General features: G+C 54.0%; 18 protein-coding genes. 15 read left to right on the forward strand and 3 right to left on the reverse strand.

Features of this window, described 5'->3' with window-relative positions:
• Positions 1-145: 145 nt before the first annotated feature.
• From hpf to argH, 11 genes are all read left to right on the forward strand, one after another.
• Complete coding sequence (gene hpf, locus EJQ19_RS20065) at positions 146-694, forward strand: ribosome hibernation-promoting factor, HPF/YfiA family (RefSeq protein WP_126143017.1); 549 nt, start codon at positions 146-148, stop codon at positions 692-694.
• A 279-nt stretch (positions 695-973) separates the two neighbouring features.
• A complete protein-coding gene (gene secA / locus EJQ19_RS20070) occupies positions 974-3493 on the forward strand; it encodes a preprotein translocase subunit SecA (RefSeq protein ID WP_126143018.1) in 2520 nt (839 codons plus the stop codon).
• A 57-nt stretch (positions 3494-3550) separates the two neighbouring features.
• A protein-coding gene (prfB, locus tag EJQ19_RS20075) for a peptide chain release factor 2 (protein WP_126143019.1) occupies positions 3551-4670 on the forward strand; the annotation gives its coding sequence in 2 pieces (ribosomal slippage) (positions 3551-3622 and positions 3624-4670; 1119 coding nt in all).
• Between the two features lie 195 nt (positions 4671-4865).
• Complete coding sequence (locus EJQ19_RS20080; RefSeq protein WP_126143050.1) at positions 4866-5708, forward strand: YitT family protein; 843 nt, start codon at positions 4866-4868, stop codon at positions 5706-5708.
• A 523-nt stretch (positions 5709-6231) separates the two neighbouring features.
• A complete protein-coding gene (argC, locus tag EJQ19_RS20085; RefSeq protein ID WP_126143020.1) occupies positions 6232-7281 on the forward strand; it encodes an N-acetyl-gamma-glutamyl-phosphate reductase in 1050 nt (349 codons plus the stop codon).
• Between the two features lie 28 nt (positions 7282-7309).
• The gene (argJ, locus tag EJQ19_RS20090; RefSeq protein WP_126143021.1) at positions 7310-8533 is read left to right on the forward strand and encodes a bifunctional glutamate N-acetyltransferase/amino-acid acetyltransferase ArgJ; all 1224 of its coding nucleotides are present in this window, start codon (positions 7310-7312) and stop codon (positions 8531-8533) included.
• 84 nt (positions 8534-8617) lie between these two features.
• Positions 8618-9388 (forward strand): acetylglutamate kinase, encoded by a 771-nt coding sequence (gene argB, locus EJQ19_RS20095; RefSeq protein WP_126143051.1) that lies wholly within the window; start codon positions 8618-8620, stop codon positions 9386-9388.
• A gap of 137 nt (positions 9389-9525) precedes the next feature.
• On the forward strand, positions 9526-10722 hold the full coding sequence (locus EJQ19_RS20100; RefSeq protein WP_126143022.1) for an acetylornithine transaminase: 1197 nt from the start codon (positions 9526-9528) through the stop codon (positions 10720-10722).
• Positions 10723-10752: 30 nt separating this feature from the next.
• Positions 10753-11712, forward strand: coding sequence for an ornithine carbamoyltransferase (argF, locus tag EJQ19_RS20105; protein ID WP_126143023.1), 960 nt, complete (start codon positions 10753-10755; stop codon positions 11710-11712).
• A 44-nt stretch (positions 11713-11756) separates the two neighbouring features.
• Positions 11757-12995: an argininosuccinate synthase gene (locus tag EJQ19_RS20110; RefSeq protein WP_126143024.1), complete on the forward strand. Its 1239-nt coding sequence runs from the start codon at positions 11757-11759 to the stop codon at positions 12993-12995.
• 218 nt (positions 12996-13213) lie between these two features.
• The gene (argH, locus tag EJQ19_RS20115) at positions 13214-14626 is read left to right on the forward strand and encodes an argininosuccinate lyase (RefSeq protein ID WP_126143025.1); all 1413 of its coding nucleotides are present in this window, start codon (positions 13214-13216) and stop codon (positions 14624-14626) included.
• A 370-nt stretch (positions 14627-14996) separates the two neighbouring features.
• Here the strand turns inward: argH and EJQ19_RS20120 are convergent, their stop codons facing one another.
• From EJQ19_RS20120 to EJQ19_RS20130, 3 genes are all read right to left on the reverse strand, one after another.
• Complete coding sequence (locus EJQ19_RS20120; protein WP_126143026.1) at positions 14997-15884, reverse strand: DUF4097 family beta strand repeat-containing protein; 888 nt, start codon at positions 15882-15884, stop codon at positions 14997-14999.
• Positions 15885-15887: 3 nt separating this feature from the next.
• On the reverse strand, positions 15888-16724 hold the full coding sequence (locus EJQ19_RS20125) for a DUF1700 domain-containing protein (RefSeq protein WP_126143027.1): 837 nt from the start codon (positions 16722-16724) through the stop codon (positions 15888-15890).
• A 120-nt stretch (positions 16725-16844) separates the two neighbouring features.
• Entirely contained in the window at positions 16845-18302 is a 1458-nt protein-coding gene (locus EJQ19_RS20130) for a VanW family protein (protein ID WP_126143028.1), read from the reverse strand.
• A gap of 365 nt (positions 18303-18667) precedes the next feature.
• Between EJQ19_RS20130 and ftsE the strand changes: the two genes are divergently transcribed.
• The 4 genes from ftsE to EJQ19_RS20150 all read left to right on the forward strand — a co-directional run bounded on the left by ftsE (position 18668) and on the right by EJQ19_RS20150 (position 23113).
• Positions 18668-19354 carry a cell division ATP-binding protein FtsE gene (gene ftsE / locus EJQ19_RS20135; protein ID WP_126143029.1) on the forward strand — a complete coding sequence of 229 codons (687 nt, stop codon included), beginning with the start codon at positions 18668-18670 and terminating at the stop codon, positions 19352-19354.
• On the forward strand, positions 19344-20261 hold the full coding sequence (ftsX, locus tag EJQ19_RS20140; RefSeq protein ID WP_126143030.1) for a permease-like cell division protein FtsX: 918 nt from the start codon (positions 19344-19346) through the stop codon (positions 20259-20261). The genes ftsE and ftsX overlap by 11 nt, the downstream gene beginning before the upstream one ends.
• A gap of 103 nt (positions 20262-20364) precedes the next feature.
• A complete protein-coding gene (locus EJQ19_RS20145; protein WP_126143031.1) occupies positions 20365-21558 on the forward strand; it encodes a murein hydrolase activator EnvC family protein in 1194 nt (397 codons plus the stop codon).
• 91 nt (positions 21559-21649) lie between these two features.
• A complete protein-coding gene (locus EJQ19_RS20150; RefSeq protein ID WP_126143032.1) occupies positions 21650-23113 on the forward strand; it encodes a S41 family peptidase in 1464 nt (487 codons plus the stop codon).
• Positions 23114-23176 lie beyond the last annotated feature (63 nt).

The raw sequence follows: 23176 nt of genomic DNA on the forward strand, positions 1-23176 counted from the left end.
CTAGCATACACTTTGTAAGTGTGGCACCCTGGGTGAAATAATCCTGGGGTGTTTTTTTCTATTTTTTTGAAGATCGACATTTAAAGGAATTATGAAGATGGCGTGGAATGTAGTATAATGTAAGCAGGAAGGGAGATGTTTAACTATGATGATTAGCATTCGCGGAGAACACCTTGAAGTAACTGAGGCACTCAGGGACTATGTCGAAAAGAAACTCAATAGACTAGAAAGGTACTTTGAAGCTCCCCTTACATCCGACGTACAAGTCAAGCTAAGCGTTGTCAAAGGTTTGCAAGCTATTGAGGTTAGCATCCCACTGACAGGCGTCCTGCTTCGTGCCGAAGTTCGCAATTCGGACATGTACGCTTCCATCGACCTCGTGGTGGACAAACTGGAAAGACAAATTCGTAAGCACAAAACAAGAACGAATCGAAAAATTCGCCAGGAAGGCGGCAAACGCGACTTGTTCAAGGTCGAAACTTCCCCGGTAACGTATGCGGAGGAAGAGGAAGATTTTGAATTGGTACGCAATAAGCGTTTCGCCTTGAAGCCTATGGACGTGGAGGAAGCGATCCTTCAAATGAACCTCGTAGGCCACAACTTCTTCGTGTTCTCCAATATGGAGACCGATACGGTGAATGTGGTGTATAAGCGTGATGACGGCAAGTACGGCTTGATTGAGCCGGCGATGTAAACCAGAACCGTTTCAACTAGAATGAACTCCACGCTGCATGAGCCCACCGAGATGACAACTAATGAATATTAATGTGCGACTAATATAAAATTTATATTCCTCAGCCCGACAAGGCCTAATTTCGATACTATCGAGTTAGGCTCTTTTCATTATAGACCGGTGGCAGGATGCATGGGATTGGCTCCTCCTTTTCATACTAAAATGGAGCGTTTGTTGCGGCAGGACTGTGAGAAGTGGTACAATTTAAGGATACGAATGCAAGATGAAAGGGGTTCACCGATGCTAGGACTAGTGAAGAAAATTTTTGGTGATTCCAATGAACGGGAAATTAAACGAATGCTCAAAGCCGTTGATTATATCAACGAGCTGGAAGCCACAATTTCACCGCTGACCGATGAAGAGCTGCGAGGCAAAACCATCGAGTTCAGAGAGCGTCTGGACAAAGGGGAGGAATTGGACGACCTGTTGCCGGAGGCGTTTGCCGTTGTACGTGAAGCGGCGAAGCGTGTGCTCGGGAAACGTCATTATGATGTACAGCTCATCGGGGGCATGGTGCTTCATGAAGGCCGTATCGCGGAGATGCGTACAGGGGAAGGGAAGACGCTGGTCGGTACGCTGCCGGTTTATTTGAATGCACTTTTGGGCAAAGGCGTACACGTTGTAACGGTCAATGATTACTTGGCGCAGCGCGATAGCGCGGAAATGGGCCAAATTTATAAATTCCTCGGGCTGACGGTGGGCGTGAACCTTCACGATCTGTCACATGAAGAGAAGCAAGCAGCTTATGCTTGCGATATTACGTACGGCACGAACAATGAATATGGCTTCGACTATTTGCGCGACAATATGGTGCTGTACAAAGAGCAAATGGTGCAGCGGCCGCTGTACTACGCGGTCATTGACGAAGTAGACTCCATTCTGGTCGACGAAGCGAGAACGCCGCTCATTATTTCCGGACAAGCTGCCAAATCGACGGATTTGTATTACGCGGCGGACCGTTTTGCGGCGAAACTGAAAGAGGAAGAAGATTACACGATCGATATCAAAGTGCGTTCAGTCGCGCTGACGGAAGAAGGCGTGGCGAAAGCGGAGCGTGCCTTCGGCATCGAGAACTTATTTGATCATGCGAATGTGAACATCAATCACCATGTGACGCAGGCGCTGAAAGCCCGTTTTATCATGAGACGCGATGTGGATTATGTCGTGCAAGAAGACGAAGTCATGATCGTCGACGAGTTTACAGGCCGGATTATGACAGGCCGCCGTTACAGCGATGGGCTGCACCAAGCGATTGAAGCGAAAGAGCAGCTCCAGGTGCAAAATGAAAGCATGACGCTGGCAACGATCACGTTCCAGAACTATTTCCGGATGTACCGCAAGCTTGCGGGCATGACGGGTACAGCGAAAACCGAGGAAGAAGAACTCAAAAAAATCTACGGCCTCGAGGTTATTGTGGTGCCGACGAACCGTCCGATGATTCGGAAAGATATGCCGGACGTTGTGTACAAATCCGAACAAGGCAAATTCAGAGCGGTCGTCGAACAAATCGTCGAGCGCCACAAGCTGAACCAACCGGTGCTGGTCGGTACGGTGTCGATCGAGAACTCGGAGCTTTTGTCCGAAATGTTAAAAAAGAAAGGCATCACGCATAAAGTACTTAATGCGAAGTACCATGCGGAAGAAGCGGAAATCGTCTCCCGTGCTGGTCAGCCTGGCGCCGTAACCATCGCCACGAACATGGCGGGCCGCGGTACGGACATTATGCTCGGCGAAGGTGTACATGAAGCTGGCGGGCTGCATATCATAGGAACAGAGCGCCACGAAAGCCGCCGGATCGATAACCAGCTGCGCGGTCGTGCAGGGCGTCAAGGGGACCCGGGTTCGTCCCAATTCTTCTTGTCGCTGGAAGATGAACTCATGAAGCGTTTCGGCGCTGAAAATATTATGGCGATGATGGATCGTCTTGGCATGGAGGAAGATCAGCCCATCGAGAGCAAGCTGATCACCCGTGCGGTTGAATCCGCGCAGAAGCGCGTAGAGGGCAACAACTTCGACGTTCGGAAAGTCGTCTTGCAGTATGACGATGTGATGAACCAACAGCGGGAGATCATCTACAAACAGCGCCGCGAGCTGCTGGAGTCGGAGAATATCCGCGAGATTATCGAAGGCATGATCAACTCTGTTATCGAGCGTATCGTGAAAGCACACTGTCCGGAAGAAACGATTCCGGAAGAGTGGGAGCTCCCGGAAGTTGCGAACTTTGTGAACAACAACCTGCTGCACGATGATGCGCAGATCACGGTGGAACAGCTGTGGGGCAAAGAGCAGGAAGAAATCATCGAGTATATCAAAGAACTCGTGAAGAAACGCTACGACGAGCGTGAAGAGGAAATCGGCGCAGAATTCATGCGGGAATTCGAGAAAGTCGTTGCCTTGCGTGCGGTCGACAGCAAGTGGATGGACCACATCGATGCGATGGACCAGCTCCGTCAAGGGATTCACTTGCGCGCGTACGGCGGTACCGATCCGCTGCGCGAGTACCAATTTGAAGGCTTTGAAATGTTCCAAGACATGATCGACAACATCCGCGAAGAAGTGGCGATGTATATCATGAAAGCCCATGTACAAAGCAACCTCGAGCGTCAAGCCGTCGCAGAGGGCCAAGCGGTCGATACGAAGAACGAAGCTGCAGGCAAGAAGCCGCTCGTGCGCGGCGATGAGCAGCGGATCGGTCGGAACGATCCATGCCCATGCGGCAGCGGCAAGAAGTTCAAACAATGCCACGGACAAGGGGCATAATCGCGTTGTAGACGCGAGGGCCACCGCCGTGATGCGGAATAAATGAGGTGTAAGACAATGCTGGAACCAGAAGTAAAACAGGATTTACGTGAGACAGCAAAGCGACTAACTGAACTTAGGGGGTCTCTTTGACTTAGATCATAAGCTCGAAGAGATTGCCGATTACGAGGAAAAAATGGGAGCGCCGGACTTCTGGGACGATAACGAACGTGCCCAGAAGACCATTGCGAACCTCAACGCGATCAAGAGCGTTGTGGATCAGTTCCAAGGCTTCTCGAGCGAGTTCGATGACCTCCAGGTCATGGTAGAGCTCGAGGAAGAGGAAAGCGATGCCGGCCTCGTGCAAGACATTGAGAACGGCATCAAGGCCCTTGTGAAGAAGCTCGAGACCTTCGAGCTGGGGCTCTTGCTCAATCAGCCGTATGACCGGCTGAATGCGATTTTGGAGCTGCACCCGGGAGCGGGCGGCACCGAGTCACAGGATTGGGCTGAGATGCTGCTGCGCATGTACCGCCGCTGGGCGGAGAAGCGGGGATACAAAGTCGAGGTGCTCGACTATTTGCCCGGGGACGAAGCCGGCGTGAAGAGTGTCACGCTGCAGATCACAGGCTTCAATGCCTACGGCTATTTGAAGGCGGAGAAGGGCGTGCACCGGCTCGTCCGGATCTCGCCGTTCGATGCCTCCGGCCGTCGTCACACGTCCTTCGTGTCGTGCGACGTCATGCCGGAGATCGATGACGATACGGAGATTGAGATCCGCACCGAGGATCTCAAAATCGATACGTACCGCGCCAGCGGCGCCGGCGGTCAGCACATCAATACGACGGACTCGGCGGTGCGGATTACACACGTGCCGACAGGCGTCGTGGTGAGCTGTCAGCAAGAGCGCTCGCAGATCAAAAACCGCGAGAAAGCGATGAAGATGCTGCGCTCGAAGCTCTACGAGAAGAAGATCGAAGACCAGATGAAGAAACTAGCGGAGATCCGCGGCGAAGTGTCTGACATCGCGTGGGGCAGTCAGATCCGTTCCTACGTGTTCCATCCGTACAGCATGGTGAAGGATCACCGCACATCTGCGGAGACAGGCAACATCGGCGCGGTCATGGACGGCGATCTGGACACGTTCATCGACGCGTATCTGCGGCACCAGATTCGGAAGCCGGAGCAGCAAAGCTAAATAGAGGTCGGACACGGAATAGGACGAAGCATGTGCCATATGTGCTCCGTCCTATTTGCTGTGTGCGGATGTGAATGGACGGCAAGCATTTAAGGAAGCGTATAGATAAACGCTTCTAGGCCAAGCGAGCGGCTTGCGCACCAAGAGAGGAGGGCATGCATCCCCGTGCCCAGAAGAAAAGAACCGAGAATTAAGATGGGCAGTCCGAGTCATACCGTATTGGAATACGTACTGCTCGTTGTAGGCTCGCTGATTATGGCGGCGAGTTTTAATAGTTTTTTGAACCCGAATCATATTGCATCGGGTGGCGTGGCCGGGATGTCGACCGTCGTGCAGCATTTGACGGACATTGCGCCGGCGATTACGCAGTGGTCGCTGAACATCCCGATTTTGCTGCTGGCGCTGTGGCTGCTGGGCCAGAAGTTCGGCATCAAGGCGATCGTAGGCTCGATCGTCTTCCCGTTCTGCGTCCTGATCACCAGCCATATCGGGGAGCTGACGCAGAACCCGCTGCTCGCCGCGTTGTACGGCGGAATCGGCGTAGGACTCGGACTCGGCATCGTGTTCCGGGGCCGGGGCTCGACGGGCGGCTTCGGGCTGGCCGCGCAGATGTTGCATAAGTACTCAGGGCTGAGCTTGGGGATGTGTGTGGCCATTTTTGACGGCCTCGTAATTCTGTTGTCGGCCTTCATCTTTACGCCGGAGAATGCGCTGTATGGGTTGATCGCGCTGTTCGTCACAACCAAAACGATCGACATTGTACAGCTCGGCTTCAATTATGCCAAGGTGGCATTCATCATCTCAGACCATACGGAGGCGATTCGCAAAGCGATCCTCGTTGACCTGGATCGGGGGCTGACCGAACTGAACGGGGCGGGCGGTTACACCGGAGAATCGCGAACCGTCATGATGGTCGTCGTGAAGCAGAACGAGGTCATCCGGCTGAAGACGCTGGTGCGGTCGGTGGATCCGCAGGCTTTTGTCATTATTAGCGAAACGAATGAGGTGCTGGGCGAGGGGTTCAAGCATCATGCCTAGTGAACAGAGAATTGTGGATAATGAAGAGGGAGGCGAGGAGCGCTTGCCTCTTCTTTTTGTGAAAGTCAGGCGGGATAAGGTCTGGCGGGCCTCTAAAGTTATCCAGAGGGATGTGCACAACTTGTTGATAACTTGTGAATAATCCACAAAGTTGTTCACAACACAGGCTGTCCGCGGAAAATAAAAAGAAACATTTGCCTTTCAATCCGCTAGTTTGCGATAATAAGCAGGGTGCCGTATGCAGCTGTTTTTGCCAGGAGAATTCCGACCGTCGAATGGACAAGAGGGTCCTTCACCGGCTTATGCAATAAATGCGAAAAAACGCTGCATAACGTGCATAACACGTCGAGAAATCTGACAATTCCGGAAACTTAAAGGTTGTCGATTTTTCGCCTGAAATCCCTTGAAAATCCTTGATTCTGTGCAGCAGCCGTTTTCCAAACAGCGCAAAAAAATTCATTGAATTATTATGTATGCGACTGTATAATAATACATATCTTTTGAGGATATCGGAGGGAATTGTATGAGCCACACAGTGAGAGCGGCAATTATTGGAGCCACAGGTTATGGTGGTGCGGAGGTTATTCGTCTTTTGCAGGCACATCCCTATGTGCACATTACATCGGTCATTTCCACATCCAATGCGGGGGCGCCGCTGGCGGACCATTTTCCGCATTTGCAGGAAATCGTTGTGGATAGGCTGGATGCGCTGGACGTGGAGCTGATCGCGGGCAAAGCGGACGTCGTATTCCTGGCAACGCCGGCGGGCGTGAGCGCCGAGCTCTCGCCGAAGCTGCTGGCAGCGGGGCTGAAAGTGATCGACATCTCGGGCGATTTGCGCTTGAAGTCGAGCAGCGAGTATGAGCAATGGTATAAAAAACCGGCGGCATCCGCAGACATGCTGGAGCGTTCAGTGTACGGCCTCTGCGAGGTTTTCGGCGACGAAGTGAAGGGCCAAGACCTGATTGCGAATCCGGGCTGCTATCCGACAGCGTCCTTGCTGGGCTTGATTCCTGCGGTTGAAGCGGGCTGGATCGATCCTTCGACGATTATCATTGATGCCAAATCCGGCGTATCCGGTGCAGGGCGCGGTGTAGGCCTCGGCACGCACTATGCGGAAGTGAATGAGAACTTCTCGGCTTATAAAGTAAACAAACATCAGCACATTCCGGAAATTGAGCAGGCGCTCAGCCGGGTTGCGGGCAAACCGGTCGTTACGACGTTCACGACGCACCTGGTTCCGATGACACGCGGGATTATGTCGACGATGTATGCGACGATTCAGGGTGAGCACTCGACTCAGGATTTTATTGATAAATACAAAGCGTACTACGAAGGCCGCAAGTTCGTGCGGATTCGTCAAGCAGGCAAAACGCCGGCGACGAAAGAAGTTACAGGCTCCAACTATTGCGATATCGGTTTCGCCGTGGATGAGCGCACCAACCGGGTCACGATCGTTTCGGTGATCGATAACGTGGTCAAAGGCGCAGCGGGGCAAGCGATTCAGAACTTGAACTTAATGTACGGCTGGGATGAAACAACAGGCTTGTTGTTCTCCCCTGTGTATCCATAATTGACGAAGACGGGAGATTACGAAGACGATGGATCAAGCAAGCTTTACGGTGGTGCCGGAGGGCACGATTACGACGCCAAAAGGTTTTCGCGCAGGCGGATTGCACTGCGGACTTAAAAAGACGGAGCGCTTCGACCTCGGCGCGATCGTGTGTGATGTGCCGGCGGCAGCAGCGGGCGTATACACGCTGAATGCCTTCCAGGCGGCGCCGCTGCGCGTGACGCAGGAGAGCATCGCCCAAGGCGGCAAGCTGCAGGCGATGATCGTGAACAGCGGCAACGCCAATGCGTGCACCGGCCAGCAGGGCGAGGACGACGCGCGTGCGATGCGCGCAGCCAGCGCCAAGGCGCTTGGCGTGGCCGAGCACGAAGTCGGCGTCACGAGCACAGGCGTCATTGGCGAACTCTTGCCGATGGGCAAAGTGCTGAGCGGCATCGAGCAGTTGCCGGCGAAGGTAAAGGCAGACGGCGGCGAAGACTTCTGCCAGGCGATCCTGACAACGGATCTCGTGCAGAAGATGACGTGCGTCCGTGTTGTGGTGGGCGGCCAGGAGATCCACATTGCCGGGGCAGCCAAAGGTTCGGGCATGATTCACCCGAACATGGCGACGATGCTCGGTTTCATGACAACCGACGCGCCGATCGCAAGCGAACACCTTCAGCTGCTGCTGAACAAGGTGACGGACAATACGTTCAACATGATCACCGTTGACGGCGATACCTCCACCAACGACATGGTCGTGGTGATGGCCAGTGGCTTGGCCGGCGGCGATACCCTCCATCCGGGGCACCCGGATTGGGACGCGTTCGCAGCAGGCTTCCAATACGTCGGCGAGTACCTCGCGAAGGCGATTGCGCGCGATGGCGAGGGCGCTACGAAGCTGATCGAGACGACGGTCATTGGGGCAGAGAGCGATGAAGCGGCGCGCAAAATCGTGAAGTCCATCATCGGCTCCTCGTTGGTCAAATCCGCCGTGTACGGCGCGGATGCGAACTGGGGCCGCATCATTGCGGCGGTCGGCTACTCCGGTCAGCCGGTCAATGTGAATACCGTCGATATTCGCCTCGGCGACATCGCGGTGCTGGAGCAGTCCCGTCCGGTGAAGTTCGACGAGGAAGCGGCGCTGGCTTATTTGAAAACAGATACCATTCAAATTCACGTCAATTTACATATGGGTTCGGGCAAAGCGACCGGTTGGGGCTGCGACTTGACCTATGATTATGTGCGGATTAATGCGGCTTACCGGACGTAATGATCGTTGCGGCGTAAGCGTGTAAAATCAGCCATACCGAAGCGTTAAGGAGGAGCAACAGCGGTGAAGAACAATTGTTTTGTGATGAAATGCGGGGGCAGCACGCTTGCGGCGCTGCCGGCCAGCTTTTTTGAAGATATGCGTGGGCTGCAAGAAGAAGGCATCGTGACGGTGATCGTACACGGCGGAGGGCCAGCGATCTCCGAGACGCTTGGCAAGCTCGGTATCGAGTCCGGCTTTGTGAACGGGCTGCGCGTGACGAACGAAGCGGTGCTGGACGTGGTGGAGATGGTGCTGTCCGGCCAGATCAACAAGGAAATCGTCCGCCGCATTCAACTGACGGGCGCGAAAGCGCTTGGACTGTCCGGCGTGGACGGCCACCTGATTGAAGCGCAGCCTGTGGCGAACAGCCACGAAGTCGGCTTAGTCGGCGATGTGACGAACGTCAACGCAGCGCTCATTGAAGGCGTTGTCGGCATGGGTTACATTCCGGTCATCGCGCCGGTAGGCCTGGGCAGCGATGGCGGCCAGCGCTACAACATCAACGCCGATACCGCAGCGGGTGCGGTGGCCTCCCATTTGGGCGTGGAGCAAATGATCGTGGTGACGGATGTCCCCGGCATTATGAAAGTCGTAGACGGCGAGAAGCAGGTGCTGCCTGTGGTTAGCGTCGCGCAAATCGAAGAGATGATCGTAAGCGGCGATATTTACGGAGGTATGATTCCGAAGGTTCGCGCAGCGATTGCATGTATACAGGGAAAAGTGCAGGAAGTGGTCATTGTGAACGGATCGGAGCCGAACGTCCTGAGCAAAGTGCTCAAAGACGGGGGCATCGGCACACGAATTGTGCGGTAATTAGGCGCGGGCCGCAGGCGAAGTCAGGGTGCATATGACCCGCATCCGCTCGCCGAGGCGACTGGCGACCTAAGCCGCTGCAAGCATACACGAACGAGAAACGAGCCCTAACAGACCATTTTAGGAGGGATTGTACGATGCAAGAACAAGGAACAAGCGCGCTGTTTCCAACCTACGGCAGGTACCCGATCACGCTGGTGAAAGGCGAAGGCAGCCGTCTGTGGGACGACGCAGGCAAAGAGTACATCGATTTGATGAGCGGTATCGCCGTCACGAATCTGGGGCATGCGCCGCAGGCGGTCAAGGAAGCGCTGATTGAGCAGCTAAATCAAGTGTGGCACGTGAGCAACCTGTTCCACATTCCGAACCAGGAGAAGCTGGCTTCGCTGCTGACGGCGAACAGCTGTGCGGATGCAGTGTTTTTCTGCTCCACCGGCGCGGAAGCGAACGAAGCGGCAATCAAAATTGCGCGCCGTTATCACCAAAAGGTGCTGAATAACGGACGTTATGAGATCATTACGTTCAACATGTCCTTCCACGGACGTACGCTGGCTACACTGACGGCGACAGGTCAGGATAAAGTGAAGGAAGGCTTCCTGCCGCTTCCGGAAGGCTTTGTTTATGCGGAATACAACGACATCGAGTCCGTCCGTGCGTTGATCAACGACAAAACAGCGGCCGTCATGCTGGAGTTCGTGCAAGGCGAGGGCGGCGTGCTGCCGGCCGATCCGACGTTCGTGAAGCAGCTTGCAGAGCTGTGCAAGCAAGAGGGCATCCTGCTTATTGGCGACGAGATCCAGACGGGCATGGGCCGCACAGGCAAGCTATTCGCTTATGAGCACTATGGCGTGGAGCCGGACATTTTTACATTGGCCAAAGGCTTAGGCGGCGGTTTCCCAATCGGAGCGATGCTCGGCAAAGGCTTCCTGAAAGACGCGTTTAGCGCAGGCAGCCACGGCTCGACGTTCGGCGGTACGCCGATAGCGACAGCAGCGGCATTTGCGGCAACGGATGCGATTATTTCCGGGAAATATCCAGAGCGCGCATTGGAGCTGGGCGAGTACACCGTGAAGAAGCTGGAGAGCAAGCTCGCTGGCAACCCGCTTGTGGCGAATGTGCGCGGGATCGGTCTTTTGATTGGGATTGCATGCACACAGCCTGCAGGTGAGATTATAAGTGAGATTCACAAGCAAGGTGTGCTCGTCATTCCGGCGGGGCCGAACGTCATTCGTTTGGTGCCGGCGCTGACGATTCCGCTGGAAGATTTGGATCGCGCGTTAGATGTGGTGTGCGACGTGCTTGCCCAAAAGGCAGCGGCAGCGAGCTCCATTTAACGGCATTTTAGAGAGAGAGGTTGTGTTCGGATGACAAGTAGTGTAAAGGAAGAAATGGCTGCTCAGCTCAAGGGCAAGGATTTTCTTGCCCTCGTTGACTATACACCGGAAGAATTAGAGTATTTGATTGGTTATGCCATCGAGCTGAAGCGCAAGCAAAAAGCCGGCGAACCCCACCCGATTCTGGCGGGTAAGACGCTGGGTATGATTTTCGAGAAGTCGTCTACTCGGACGCGCGTGTCTTTTGAAGTGGGGATGTATCAGCTGGGCGGGCAAGCGCTCTTCCTGAGCAAAAACGACCTGCAGCTCGGACGCGGCGAGACGGTATGGGATACGGCGCAAACGCTGTCCCGTTACCTGGACGGTATCATGATCCGCACCTACGAGCACCGCAAGGTGATCGACCTCGCAAGAGGGGCGACAGTGCCGGTTATTAATGGGTTGACAGACCATGCGCACCCTTGCCAAGTGATGGCGGACTACCAGACCGTTCTGGAGAAAAAAGGCCGCCTCAGAGGCATCAAAGTCGCTTACATCGGCGACGGCAATAACATGGTGCACTCCCTGATGATGGGTGCTTCCAAGCTTGGTATGGATTTCGCTGTCGCTTCGCCGGAAGGCTATATGCCGGATGCAAGCGTGATTCAGCAATCCAAAGAGAACGCGGCACAGTCCGGCGGTTCCCTGCTCGTGACGACCAGCGCGCGCGAAGCGATTGAGAATGCCGATATCGTCTACACGGACGTATGGGCGAGCATGGGCTTTGAAGCCGAGCAAAAAGAGCGCGAAATCGCGTTCGCGAACTACCAGGTCAACGAGGAACTCGCCAAATACGCGAAATCCGACTACCTGTTCATGCACTGCCTGCCGGCGCACCGCGGCGAAGAAGTGAGCGAAGGCGTCATCGACGGCGAGCATTCCATCATTTTTGATCAGGCGGAGAACCGTCTGCACGCGCAAAAAGCGATCATGGCCGCAACGATGGTCTAATCTATATATTTTTGTACATTGACGAAACGGAGAGAAGAAACGACATGGCTAAGGAAAAAATCGTGCTCGCCTATTCCGGCGGGTTGGATACTTCGGTTATCCTCAAATGGTTGAAAGAAACGTACGACGCGGAAATTATCGCCTTCACGGCGGACATCGGGCAGAAAGATGAGCTCGACGGTCTGGAAGAAAAAGCGCTCGCAACCGGCGCCTCCAAAATCTACATCGACGATCTGCGCGACGAGTTCGCTCGCGATTTCATCAACCCGATGTTCCAAGCAGCTGCGCTGTATGAAGGTCAATACCTGCTCGGCACGTCCATCGCGCGTCCTTTAATCGCGAAGCGTATGGTCGAAATCGCCCGCGCTGAGGGCGCTACAGCGATTGCGCACGGCGCTACAGGCAAAGGCAACGACCAAGTGCGCTTCGAGCTCACGGCTGCTGCGCTTGCACCTGAGATTTCCGTGATCGCGCCATGGCGTCTGGAAGAGTTCCGCGAGCAGTTCCCGGGCCGCGCAGAAATGATCGCTTATGCTGAAAAGCATGGCATTCCAGTAACGGCATCTGCGGCGAAGCCATATTCCACGGACCGCAACCTGCTGCACATCTCCTTTGAGAGCGGCATGCTGGAGGATCCTTGGTTCGATCCATCCGCAACATCCAACAAAGACATGTTTGTGCTGAGCGTTGATCCTGAGGATGCGCCAGACCAAGCGGAATACATCGAGTTGGAGTTTGAAAAAGGCGACTGCGTTGCGATCAACGGCACGCGCTTGACACCGCTCCAAGTGATGGAAACGCTGAACGAAGTCGGCGGCAAGCACGGCATCGGCCGTGTCGACATGGTCGAGAACCGTTTCGTCGGCATGAAGAGCCGCGGCGTGTACGAAACGCCAGGCGGTACGATTCTTTTCACCGCGCACCGCAAAATGGAGTCCCTCACCATGGACCGCGACGTGATGCATCTGCGTGACTCTTTGATCTCCAAGTACGCGTCCCTCGTGTACAACGGCTTCTGGTTCGCGCCTGAGCGTTTGGCGATCCAAGCGTTGGTAACCGAGAGCCAAAAGAACGTATCCGGTACGGTTCGCCTGAAGCTGTACAAAGGCAACGTGATCGGCGCCGGCGTGAAGAGCCCGGTTTCCCTGTACAACCCGGACATCGCGACAATGGAAGCCGATCCGACGAAAGCGTACGATCAAGGGGATGCTACTGGCTTTATCCGCTTGAACGCGCTGCGCCTCAAAGTCGGTTCCGGCGTGGAGCAAAACGCGAACAAATAAGGTATGACGGGCTTTCCCTTGGGGAAAGCCTTTGGGCTATCTGGCGGTAGGGGCGGGAGTGGAGATGTCTGGGTAGATTGTAGCATCTTTGGTGTATTTGTTGACTAAGGTAGCTATGTTTTCAATGGCCTGCACAGTGCAGGCCCAACTCCCCCGTATCGCAAGCGCATGTGCGCGCGAAACTTCAAGATGTTGAGATCTGAGAGGAGCTATGCAAGGTGTCTAAGCTTTGGGGTGGGCGTTTTACGAAGAAAACCGACCAATTGGTCGAGGAATATACAGCGTCGATTACATTCGACAAAGAGCTGGCCGAGGAAGACATTGAAGGCAGCTTGGCGCACGTGACGATGCTGGGCAAGTGCGGCATTCTTCCGGCGGAAGATGTCGAGAAGATTAAGGACGGCTTGCTGCAGGTGCAAGGCATGATTCGCCGCGGCGAGCTGGAGTACACGATTCAAAACGAAGATATTCACATGAATATCGAGAAAACGCTGATCGATCTGATCGGACCTGTCGGCGGGAAGCTGCACACGGGCCGCAGCCGGAACGACCAAGTGGCGACGGACATGCATTTGTATCTGCGCAAACGCGTAGTCGAGTTCGTCGGTTTGCTCGTGAAGCTGCAAGAAGCATTGATCGTGAAGGCGAAGGAAAATCTTGACACGATTATCCCGGGCTACACGCATCTGCAGCGGGCGCAGCCGATTCTGTTCGCGCACCACTTGATGGCGTACGTGAGCATGTTCGGCCGCGATCTTGAGCGCTTGCAGGACAGTTACAAGCGCATTGACATGCTGCCGCTCGGCGCTGGCGCGCTCGCCGGCACGACGTTCCCGATCGACCGCCATTTCGTGGCGGAGCAGCTCGGGTTCGGGCGCGTGTACGAGAACTCCCTTGACGCGGTCAGCGACCGCGACTTCATTCTGGAGTTCCTCTCCAACGCGTCCATGATCATGATGCACCTTTCTCGCTTCTGCGAGGAAATGGTGCTGTGGTCCTCGACCGAGTTCCAATTCATTGAACTCGACGATGCTTTCTGCACCGGCAGCTCGATCATGCCGCAGAAGAAGAACCCGGACGTCGCCGAGCTCGTCCGCGGCAAAACCGGCCGCGTCTACGGCAACCTGTTCGGTCTGCTGACCGTACTGAAGTCGCTGCCGCTGGCGTACAACAAGGACATGCAGGAAGACAAAGAAGGCATGTTCGACACGGTTCGCACGCTGCAAGGCGCGCTGCAATTGTTTGCGCCGATGGTGTCCACGATGAAGGTGAACACCGGCCGCATGCGCCAAGCTGTGAACCAGGATTTCTCCAATGCGACGGACATCGCGGATTACCTCGTGAACAAAGGCCTGCCGTTCCGCCAGGCGCACGAAGTGATCGGCAAAACGGTGCTGTATTGCATCCAGAACAACAAATACCTCCTCGATATGAGCATCGAAGAGTTCAAAACGTTCTCGAACCTGTTCGAGTCCGATATTTACGCCGTGCTCCAGCCGGAGCAAGTCGTCAACGCGCGCAATGTGTACGGCGGTACGGCGACGAATCAAGTGAGCGAAGCGATCGGTCGCGCGGAAAGCGTGCTGGCTGAGTCGCAGGCTTGGCTGAACGCCTACCTAGAGAAAGCGTAATTTTGGGGCGGCTCTTAGGAGCGCCAACTCTAACAAAAAAGCTTCCAACCACGAATGTGGGAGGAAGCTTCTTTGTTTTCTTATTGGGCATCCGTGCCAATTAGCTTGTAACGGTCACCACAGCGCCTATTTCGGCAAAATCGCGGCTGTGCAGATTTTAACGGTTGTGACAGCGGCTATTGAGCCGAAATCGACAAGATTTCGCTGGAAATGCTGCCAATAAGCTCTGCAGCAACCGTTAGCGTCTGAAATGGCGCATTTTCGGCGAAATAAGCTCCAGGGCAACCGTTAAGTTTTTCTTGCGGGCCACACATCGTCGTAGACGCGCAGGCCGCGAGTCGGTGGGCCTAGAAGTTGCTTGCCAGTCTCATTAATCCCGCGTCCGCACCTCGATGAAGCCGGTGTCGGTCGTCGCTTTTACTTTTTTGCTGCCGTCGCCGATGATGCCTTTGACTGCCGTGCGGCTGCTTTCTTGTACATCGACGGCAGGGACATTCAACCGGGCGCTGCCCACATCCGAGCGAAGGTCGAAGGAGACATTGTTGATTTTGGACGGCACTTTTAGGCGAATGGAGCCCGTGTCGGCGCTAAGGCTGACCTCATTGCCGATTTCCGCAAGGACTGCGTCAATCGGGCCTGTATCGGTGCGCAGCTTGATATCGCCTTGTGCATCGTCAACACGGATCGACCCGGTGTCAGTTTGTACGTTGAGCAGCTTACCCTCAAAGTGATCGATATGCACAGACCCGGTATCGGACGTAACGGTCAATTTGTCGGATTTCAGCGAGCCAAGGTCGATGAGGCCCGTATCCGATTTGACGGTAATGGCCTTGAATAGTTTGTCGGGTACGCGCACTTCCGTCTTCAAGCCGAATTTCTGGCCGCTGAACAGACTCTTAAACTCGTCGATATCAAAGCCAAAATTAATATGTCCTCGGCGGGTACAGGCGTCGATACGCCAAGTTGTTGCATTTTCAGTTGTGGCCTCCAGGGTGCAGTTGGCGGCATTCGCTTCACGGAGCTTGCCGCTCAGGCTTACGCTGATCTCGTCAGTATTGCTGGGCACAAACGAAATACTTGACGTGTCGGTATTTAGGATGATGGTATCAATGCCGGCTGCTGCGACTTTTTTCTCTACGTTGACGGTGCTGAACCCGGCGGTTAGATCCAAAGATTTGAAAGTGACCGCTGCCCCGACGAGACCGACCGCTAGCAGGACAAAGCCGAGGAATAAGGAAAATTTGACTCCACGTTGCATTGCTTAGGCCCCCTTAATCAGTTTCGCGTTAAATTGAATGTACTTCCAGCTAAGTTTAAAAAAGAGCTTGATCAGCCACGAGCTGATCGATGTCAGGATGACGCCGAGACCGAAGCAGGCGAGCATCGCGAACAGGATAAAGGTCAGATCGTTGCCAGATGCGCTGCCCATGCTGGTTAACGCTCCGACAATCGGCGCTATAATCAGCGCGAAGCCGGATACAAACAGGGCGATCAACGTCGCGCAGAGGCCGAACCAAGGTCCAACAACGAAGATCAGGTTGAAAAAACCGAGCATAATCGAAATGATAATCGCCTTGATGCTCGAGTCCTGCTTCGCGGGATAAGGGTAATTCGGCGGCGTGTACGGTGGAAAAGGCGGCCGGTTCGCCGACTCGTGATCGGGCGCGTACGGCGGCGTGTAGGGAGGCGGCTCCCACGAGCGCGCAGCCTGCGGCGGCAGATCCCGGTTGACGTACGGCAGTTCTTCCGTCATTGGCTGGCGCGCGGGTTCAGGCTTAGGTGCCGTGAATGTTTCCTCATACACAGGCACTTGTTGCTGTTCGCCCGCCTCGCTTGGCGCGAATCCCGGATTCGGTGCGGCCTCTGAGGTCTGCGTTTGCGGCGTTTCCGCTTGCTGCGGTTTCGGATTCTGTTTTGCGCCATCCCAGTTCGGCACCCGCGGGTAACCTAGCGACTGAGCGACATCGGATTCCTGTTTGCCATTTTCCAAAGCTTTTTGGAATAATTCCTCGTAAACCGCTAATATATTTTGTCGCTCCTTGTCAGGCAATCCGCGCAATCTGTAGTTTAATTCTTTGAAATAATCGGCTTTGCTCACTAGATTTGGCCTCCTTCACGGTTCCTTCATATTCTTAGCTTAAAATAAAAAAGTCATCATGACGTAGTAACTACGGTCATATGACTCTCACTTTTTCGTATGGAATTGTCCTTGCTTCCGTCATAGTCCCAAATCCTCCGGCGTCACGTAACTCATGACCCCGTCTTCGATGACCGGCTGCTTGGGCGCAGCCGGTGTGCGAGGATCCGGTTTGGCGTCACCGCGATTGGCTGCTACAACGGCCGGCACAGGGGAGTAGGTATCTTTTGAGATGAGCTCCCGACTTACGACCGTGCCATTTTCCCGTTTAATCCGATACGTCTCCACTTTATAGCCTGCTTTGCCGGGACTAATGGGCCGCTCAGCACCAGGATTAAGGCTCGGATTGTTTACGTAGTTGACTGACGGCTGAATGGTCTCTACGATTTTGGAGTCGATATCATACGTAATTCCAGGTGTCAGGTGCCCGAACAGCTTAACGGTCACGGCCTTATCCGTTGTTTCTGTCCGAATCCACAAATAGCTTCCGGTGTTGTTCCGGAATTTGAAGTTAATATATCCGTTGGCAAACGTGGCATCTTGTCCGAGCGGAACGTAGCTGACGGGAAGGGAATGGTTGCGCCTTTCCACAATTTGCAGGCCGCTTCGCAGGGCGGCATTGTAGAGCGTTGTCGAGACTTGGCAGATACCGCCGCCAATACCAGGCACGAGCGTGCCGTTCAGGATGACCGGCGCTTCTTTGTAGCCGACCTTGGCTTCGGTCTCAGCAATAACTTTGCTGTAATCGAACGTTTCGCCCGGTGCCATCACGTAATCCTGAATCGTTGCGGCGGTCGCACGAATGTTATGAATACGGCCTTCTCCAGATGGGGGGAAGGATGTGGTGAATTCGGCAATTTTGCCATCGATGCCTTGCTGCTTAAGCGAGGCCACAGTGACGGAAGGGCGCAGTTCGTAAAGCGGCAGCGAGAGCTGGATTGGCTCCGCTGGCGGCGAGCCGTTCAAGAGGGAAGCGATCGCTTGCAGTTCCTCGGCGAGCTCTTTTGTATTCACGCGCAGTACGCTGATCTCAGGCGTATAGTCGATTTGGTCCTGCGCCTTCAGGACGCGCTTCGCGCTGACCGGCTTTTGGGCGTACAGCTCCTTCCACGCTGCTTGCACTTTGGCGTTCAACTGCTCTGCGCTCACCGAGGCTTCCAGCGGGAGCTGCATGCCCCGCAGTGCGAAGCGGGCTTTCAGCCGGGTTAGCGGCGAGCCCTCGACAAGCGGGCTAAGCGCTTGCGCAATGCTGTCCGCCGAGTAGTGCACGCCGAGCTCGCCGAGCGTAAGCTGCTTGTTTGGAATCACCGGCTGAGACGAAAGCAGCAGGACAGGAGCCGCGGACAGCTTGCTGACGCGCTGATTGAGCTCGCTTTTGAAAGCCGCATAGGTCATGCCGCCTACCTGCCATTCGCCGACGGTGACATGTGAGGGAAGTGTGGATTGCGTGCTGTATACGTAAAGCGCCGAGCCGCTAAGAGCGAATAAGCCCGCCGCAAGGACAAACGAATAGGTGAGCGTGCGGAATTTCCGTATCATGGACTGCCCCTCCTTAACATACGATTCGGTGAAGGCCTGTACTCTCTATATGTATCGATGGAGGAGAACATTTAGTACAGAATCGTCGTTTCGGGGCGAATAGCGACAATGTCAGGTGATTTGACGGAATTCACCAACAAGAAAGATGCTGAATAAGCAGGAATTTCAGCTTTTGTGTCGAATTGATATAGGCTGCGTGTGCAGCAGTGTGACTTTGGGCGGGTGCCCGAGAGGTTTGAATGGAAGATGAGAGACTTTGCCTCCGGCAAAGATCCCAAAGCAGAGAGACTTTGCCCCCGGCAAAGATCCCAAAGCAGAGAGACTTTTAGCTCCGCTAAAAGATCCCTATATTAGGATGTGATTCTGTGATCGAAATGCAGGACGTATGGAAGACATACTCCAACGGCACGCATGCATTGAGAGGCATTAGCGTTAAAGTAGACCGCAATGAATTCGTATACGTCGTCGGACCTTCCGGCGCCGGAAAATCGACATTTATGAAATTAATGTATAGAGAAGAACGGCCGACCAAAGGCCACATTTTCGTTAACGGCTTCAATCTCGAAAAGCTGAAACAGCGCAAAATCCCTTACGTACGCCGGAATATCGGCGTCATTTTTCAGGATTACCGCCTGCTGCCGAAGCTGTCGATTTTTGATAACGTGGCGTTTGCGATGGAGGTCATTGAGGCGCCGAAGAAGCAGATTAAGAAGCGCACGATGGAAGTGCTCGAGCTCGTCAACCTGAAGGACAAGGCTAATTCCCTTCCTTCGCAGCTTTCCGGGGGCGAACAGCAGCGTGTGGCCATTGCCCGGGCAATAATTAACAACCCATCTGTCATTATCGCCGACGAACCGACGGGAAACCTGGACCCCGATACGTCATGGGGGATCATGAAGCTGATGGAAGAAATCAACTTCCGCGGCACAACAATCGTCATGGCGACACATAACAAAGAAATCGTGAACACGATGCGCAAACGCGTGATTGCCATTGAGAACGGCCTTATTGCTCGCGATCAACACCGGGGGGAATACGGCTATGAAGATTAGTACGCTCGCGCGGCATTTGAGGGAAGGCACCCGCAATGTCGTCAGGAACGGTTGGATGACATTCGCTTCCATTTCCTCGATTGCCATTTCACTGTTTATTTTGGGAGTTTTCGTTCTGATCACGCTTAACGTAAACGATATTGCCGGTCAAATTGAGAAGCAAGTTGAGATTAATGTGTATCTGGAAGTCAATACGCCCCAGGATCAAATATCGGCGCTGCAGACCAAAATTGAGGCCATCCCGGAAGTCAAATCGATTAAGTTCGTTTCCAAAGAAGAAGGACTTGTGTATTTACGTGAAAAGCTCGGTGAAAGCGGCAAGTCGCTGCTCGAAGGTTTTGAAGGCGACAACAATCCATTGAATGATGCGTTTACGGTCGAAGTCGACGATCCGCGCAATGTCGCATCCGTCGCTAATCAGATTTCGGCGTTAAACACCGGTCTGGATCCAAAGCCCATCTACAAAGTGAATTACGGCAAAGGCACGGTAGAAACGCTGTTCAAAGTAACAAAAGTGGTCCGTTGGATCGGCATCGGCATCGTATTGCTGCTTTCTTTTACCGCGGTGTTCCTGATTGCCAATACGATCAAAATTACGATTTTAGCAAGACAGCGTGAAATTTCTATTATGAAGCTCGTGGGGGCGACGAACTCCTTCATTCGCTGGCCGTTCTTCATTGAGGGCGCGCTCCTTGGCTTTGTCGGCTCTTTTGTCCCTACGGCGATTATTCTAGCCGGGTACTGGAAGCTGCTTAATACGAGTTCGCTCAACCTGAATCTGCTGATGATTAAGCTAACGCCTTTTGAAAATATTGCGCCTACGCTGCTCGTGTTACTGCTTGGGTTGGGCATTGTGATCGGCGTCTGGGGCTCTCTGATTTCTGTGCGGAAGTTCCTTCGCGTGTAGCGAAGGCTTTTCACGTCACTTCATTTTCAAAGATTCATAGCATGCGAAATGCTAGATTAAGCTTAACCTGCTTGAACTAGCTCTAGAATGGGAGGCTACTTGCTTGAAGAAAAAGTTGATACCTGCCGCCTTGTCGCTCGGCATTGCCATGGCAGTAACAGTCCCGCCTGCGGCGAGCTACGCGGCTTCAGCAACGGAGAAGATCGACCAGCAGCTGAATCAGCTGAAGAAGCAGAAGGCAGAGATGCAGCAGAAGCAGAACGACGCGCAGAATCAGATCACGAAGGTTCAGAACGAGAAAGAGCAGACGACGAAAGACATGAATGAGCTTCTCGTGCAAGTGAACGAGGCCAGCAAAAAGCTGACGCAGTTGAACGAGCAGATCGATCAAGTGTCGGACGAGCTGGAGAAGAACGCGAAGGAGTTGGATGACGCGGAAGCGCGCGTAGAAAGCCGCGATGCAATGCTAAAATCCCGCGTGCGTCTTCTGTACACGAACGGCTTCGTTTCCTATATGGACGTGCTGCTGAGCGCGACCAGTTTTTCTGATTTTTTGAATCGTGTAGAAGCGCTTAAATCGATTGTGAGTCAAGATAAAGAGATTCTAGAATCGAATAAGAAGGATAAAGAGACCGTCGCTCAGAAAAAGGCAGAGACGGAAGAGCAGCTTGTGAAGGTACAAGGGCTCTATGCGGACGCGGAAACGCTGCGCGAGGATTTGAAGGCGAAGGAAAAGGCGAAAGAAGTAAAAATCGCGTCCCTTTCGAAGCAAGAGAAGACGTTGGAGAGTATCTCCGAGGAAAGCGATCAGCAGATTACGGCGCTGGCGAAGAAAGAAGCGCAGCTGCAAGAACAGAAGCGTCAAGCGATGAACACGAAATCGCCATTCACCTATGCCGGCGGGAAACTCGGTTATCCGCTTTCGGTGCAGGCACCGATTACGTCAGATTTTATTTTCCGCATCAATCCGGTTACGGGCAAGCCTGAGAACCACAAGGGCATCGATTTGGGCGCACCGAAAGGAACGCCGATTCTCGCGGCTGAGAACGGCTCTGTCATTTATGCGTCGTGGATGAACGGATATGGCAACTGCGTGATCGTCGATCACGGCGGGGGCTTGTGGACCTTGTACGGCCACATCATGAATGACGGCATCTACGTCAAAGTCGGCGACGTTGTCAAACGAGGTCAGAAGATCGCCGGCGTTGGCTCGACGGGTCAAGCGACCGGCAATCATTTGCATTTTGAAGTCCGGAAAAATGAAGTGCCTGTCGATCCCAAACCGTACCTGCGCTAGGACAAACCGGTTATAAAAATGGAAGAGCTTGTCATATACTACAGTACAGGCGAGCTCATTTGGGATAGAGGATAAGGTGGTGTATCGCACTTTGCAATTTAAAGGTCGAACGGTTATTGTCTTTGTTTTGTTGGCGATGTTTGCGAGCAGTATAGTAACACTCACGATTGCGGATCCCTCGTTCAGTTGGGGGCGAAAAGAGCAGGCAACAGGCGGGAAGGCTTCGGCGGCGTCCTCGAGTTCAGGGCTGACAAGCAAGGATTTAAACAAGATTTCCACGGCGTTTCAACTAATTGAGAGCAAATATTTAAAGCAGCCTGATCACGATGAGCTCGTCAATGGCGCAATTAACGGCATGCTAGAGTCGCTGGAGGATCCTTTTACGGTCTATATGGATCAAAAGGAAGCGAAGCAGTTCGATGAAAGCATCTCCTCTTCGTTCCAAGGCATTGGTGCCGAGGTGTCGATGGAGGAAGGCAAGTTCGTCATCGTCTCCCCGATCAAAGGCTCTCCGGCCGAGAAAGCGGGCCTTCAAGCGAAGGATGTCATCGTCTCGGTCAACGGCGAGAAGCTGGACGGGCTGACGCTGAATCAAGCCGTTATGAAAATCCGCGGGCCGAAGGGCACGCAAGCGAAGCTGGATCTGCTCCGACAAGGCGGCGGCGATCCGGTACAGGTCATTGTCGTACGCGATAACATCGACGTCGAGACGGTGTATGCCGAGATGCTCCCGGATCAGATCGGGAAAATCGAAATTCGCCAGTTCTCTTCCAATACGGCGGTTCGTTTTGCGGAAGAGCTGAAAAATCTCGAGGCTAAGGGCATGAAAGGCCTCGTTATTGACGTACGGAACGACCCGGGCGGCTTGCTCAATGTCGTCGTTGACATCGTGAATCCGTTCGTGAAGAGCGGCACGCCGATCGTGCAGGTGGAGAACCGTGATGGCAAGCGTGAACCGACGCCTTCAACGGGCAAAGGGAAGAATTACCCTGTCACGGTGTTGATTAATAAAGGAAGTGCGAGTGCTTCCGAGATTTTGGCAGGTGCGTTCCAGGAAGCGGTCGGCAGCAAAATCGTCGGCGAAACGTCCTACGGCAAAGGCACGGTGCAGGTGACATTCGAGAAGGAAATGGGCGACGGCAGCAACATCAAGATGACGGTGTACAAATGGCTGACGCCGAACGGCAACTGGATTCACAAAAAAGGCATCACCCCCGACATCGCGGTCGACCAACCGGCTTACTTCAAAGCGGCTCCGCTGGCGAAGAAAGATGTCCTGAAACCGGATATGACGAGCGACGATGTGAAAAATCTGCAGCTGATGCTGACGGGGCTCGGTTTCAATACCGAGCGGACGGATGGCTATTTCAACGAGAAAACGGCAACGGCCGTGAAGGCGTTCCAACGCACGAACGAGCTGCCGATGACCGGCGAAGTCGACGCGGATACGGCGGCGAAGATCGAGAAAGCGATTCTGGCGCAAATTCGCGATCCGAAGAACGACATGCAGCTCAAAGCGGCGGTCACACAATTGCAGAAGCAGATCGGGAAATAATGTTGGTAGGTTGATGGAAAAAACGGCAGTGCAGCAGGAAATGAGCGCTGTCAGTCGAAATAG

The sequence above is a fragment of the Paenibacillus whitsoniae genome, from assembly GCF_003955665.1.
Classification (GTDB): domain Bacteria; phylum Bacillota; class Bacilli; order Paenibacillales; family NBRC-103111; genus Paenibacillus_E; species Paenibacillus_E whitsoniae.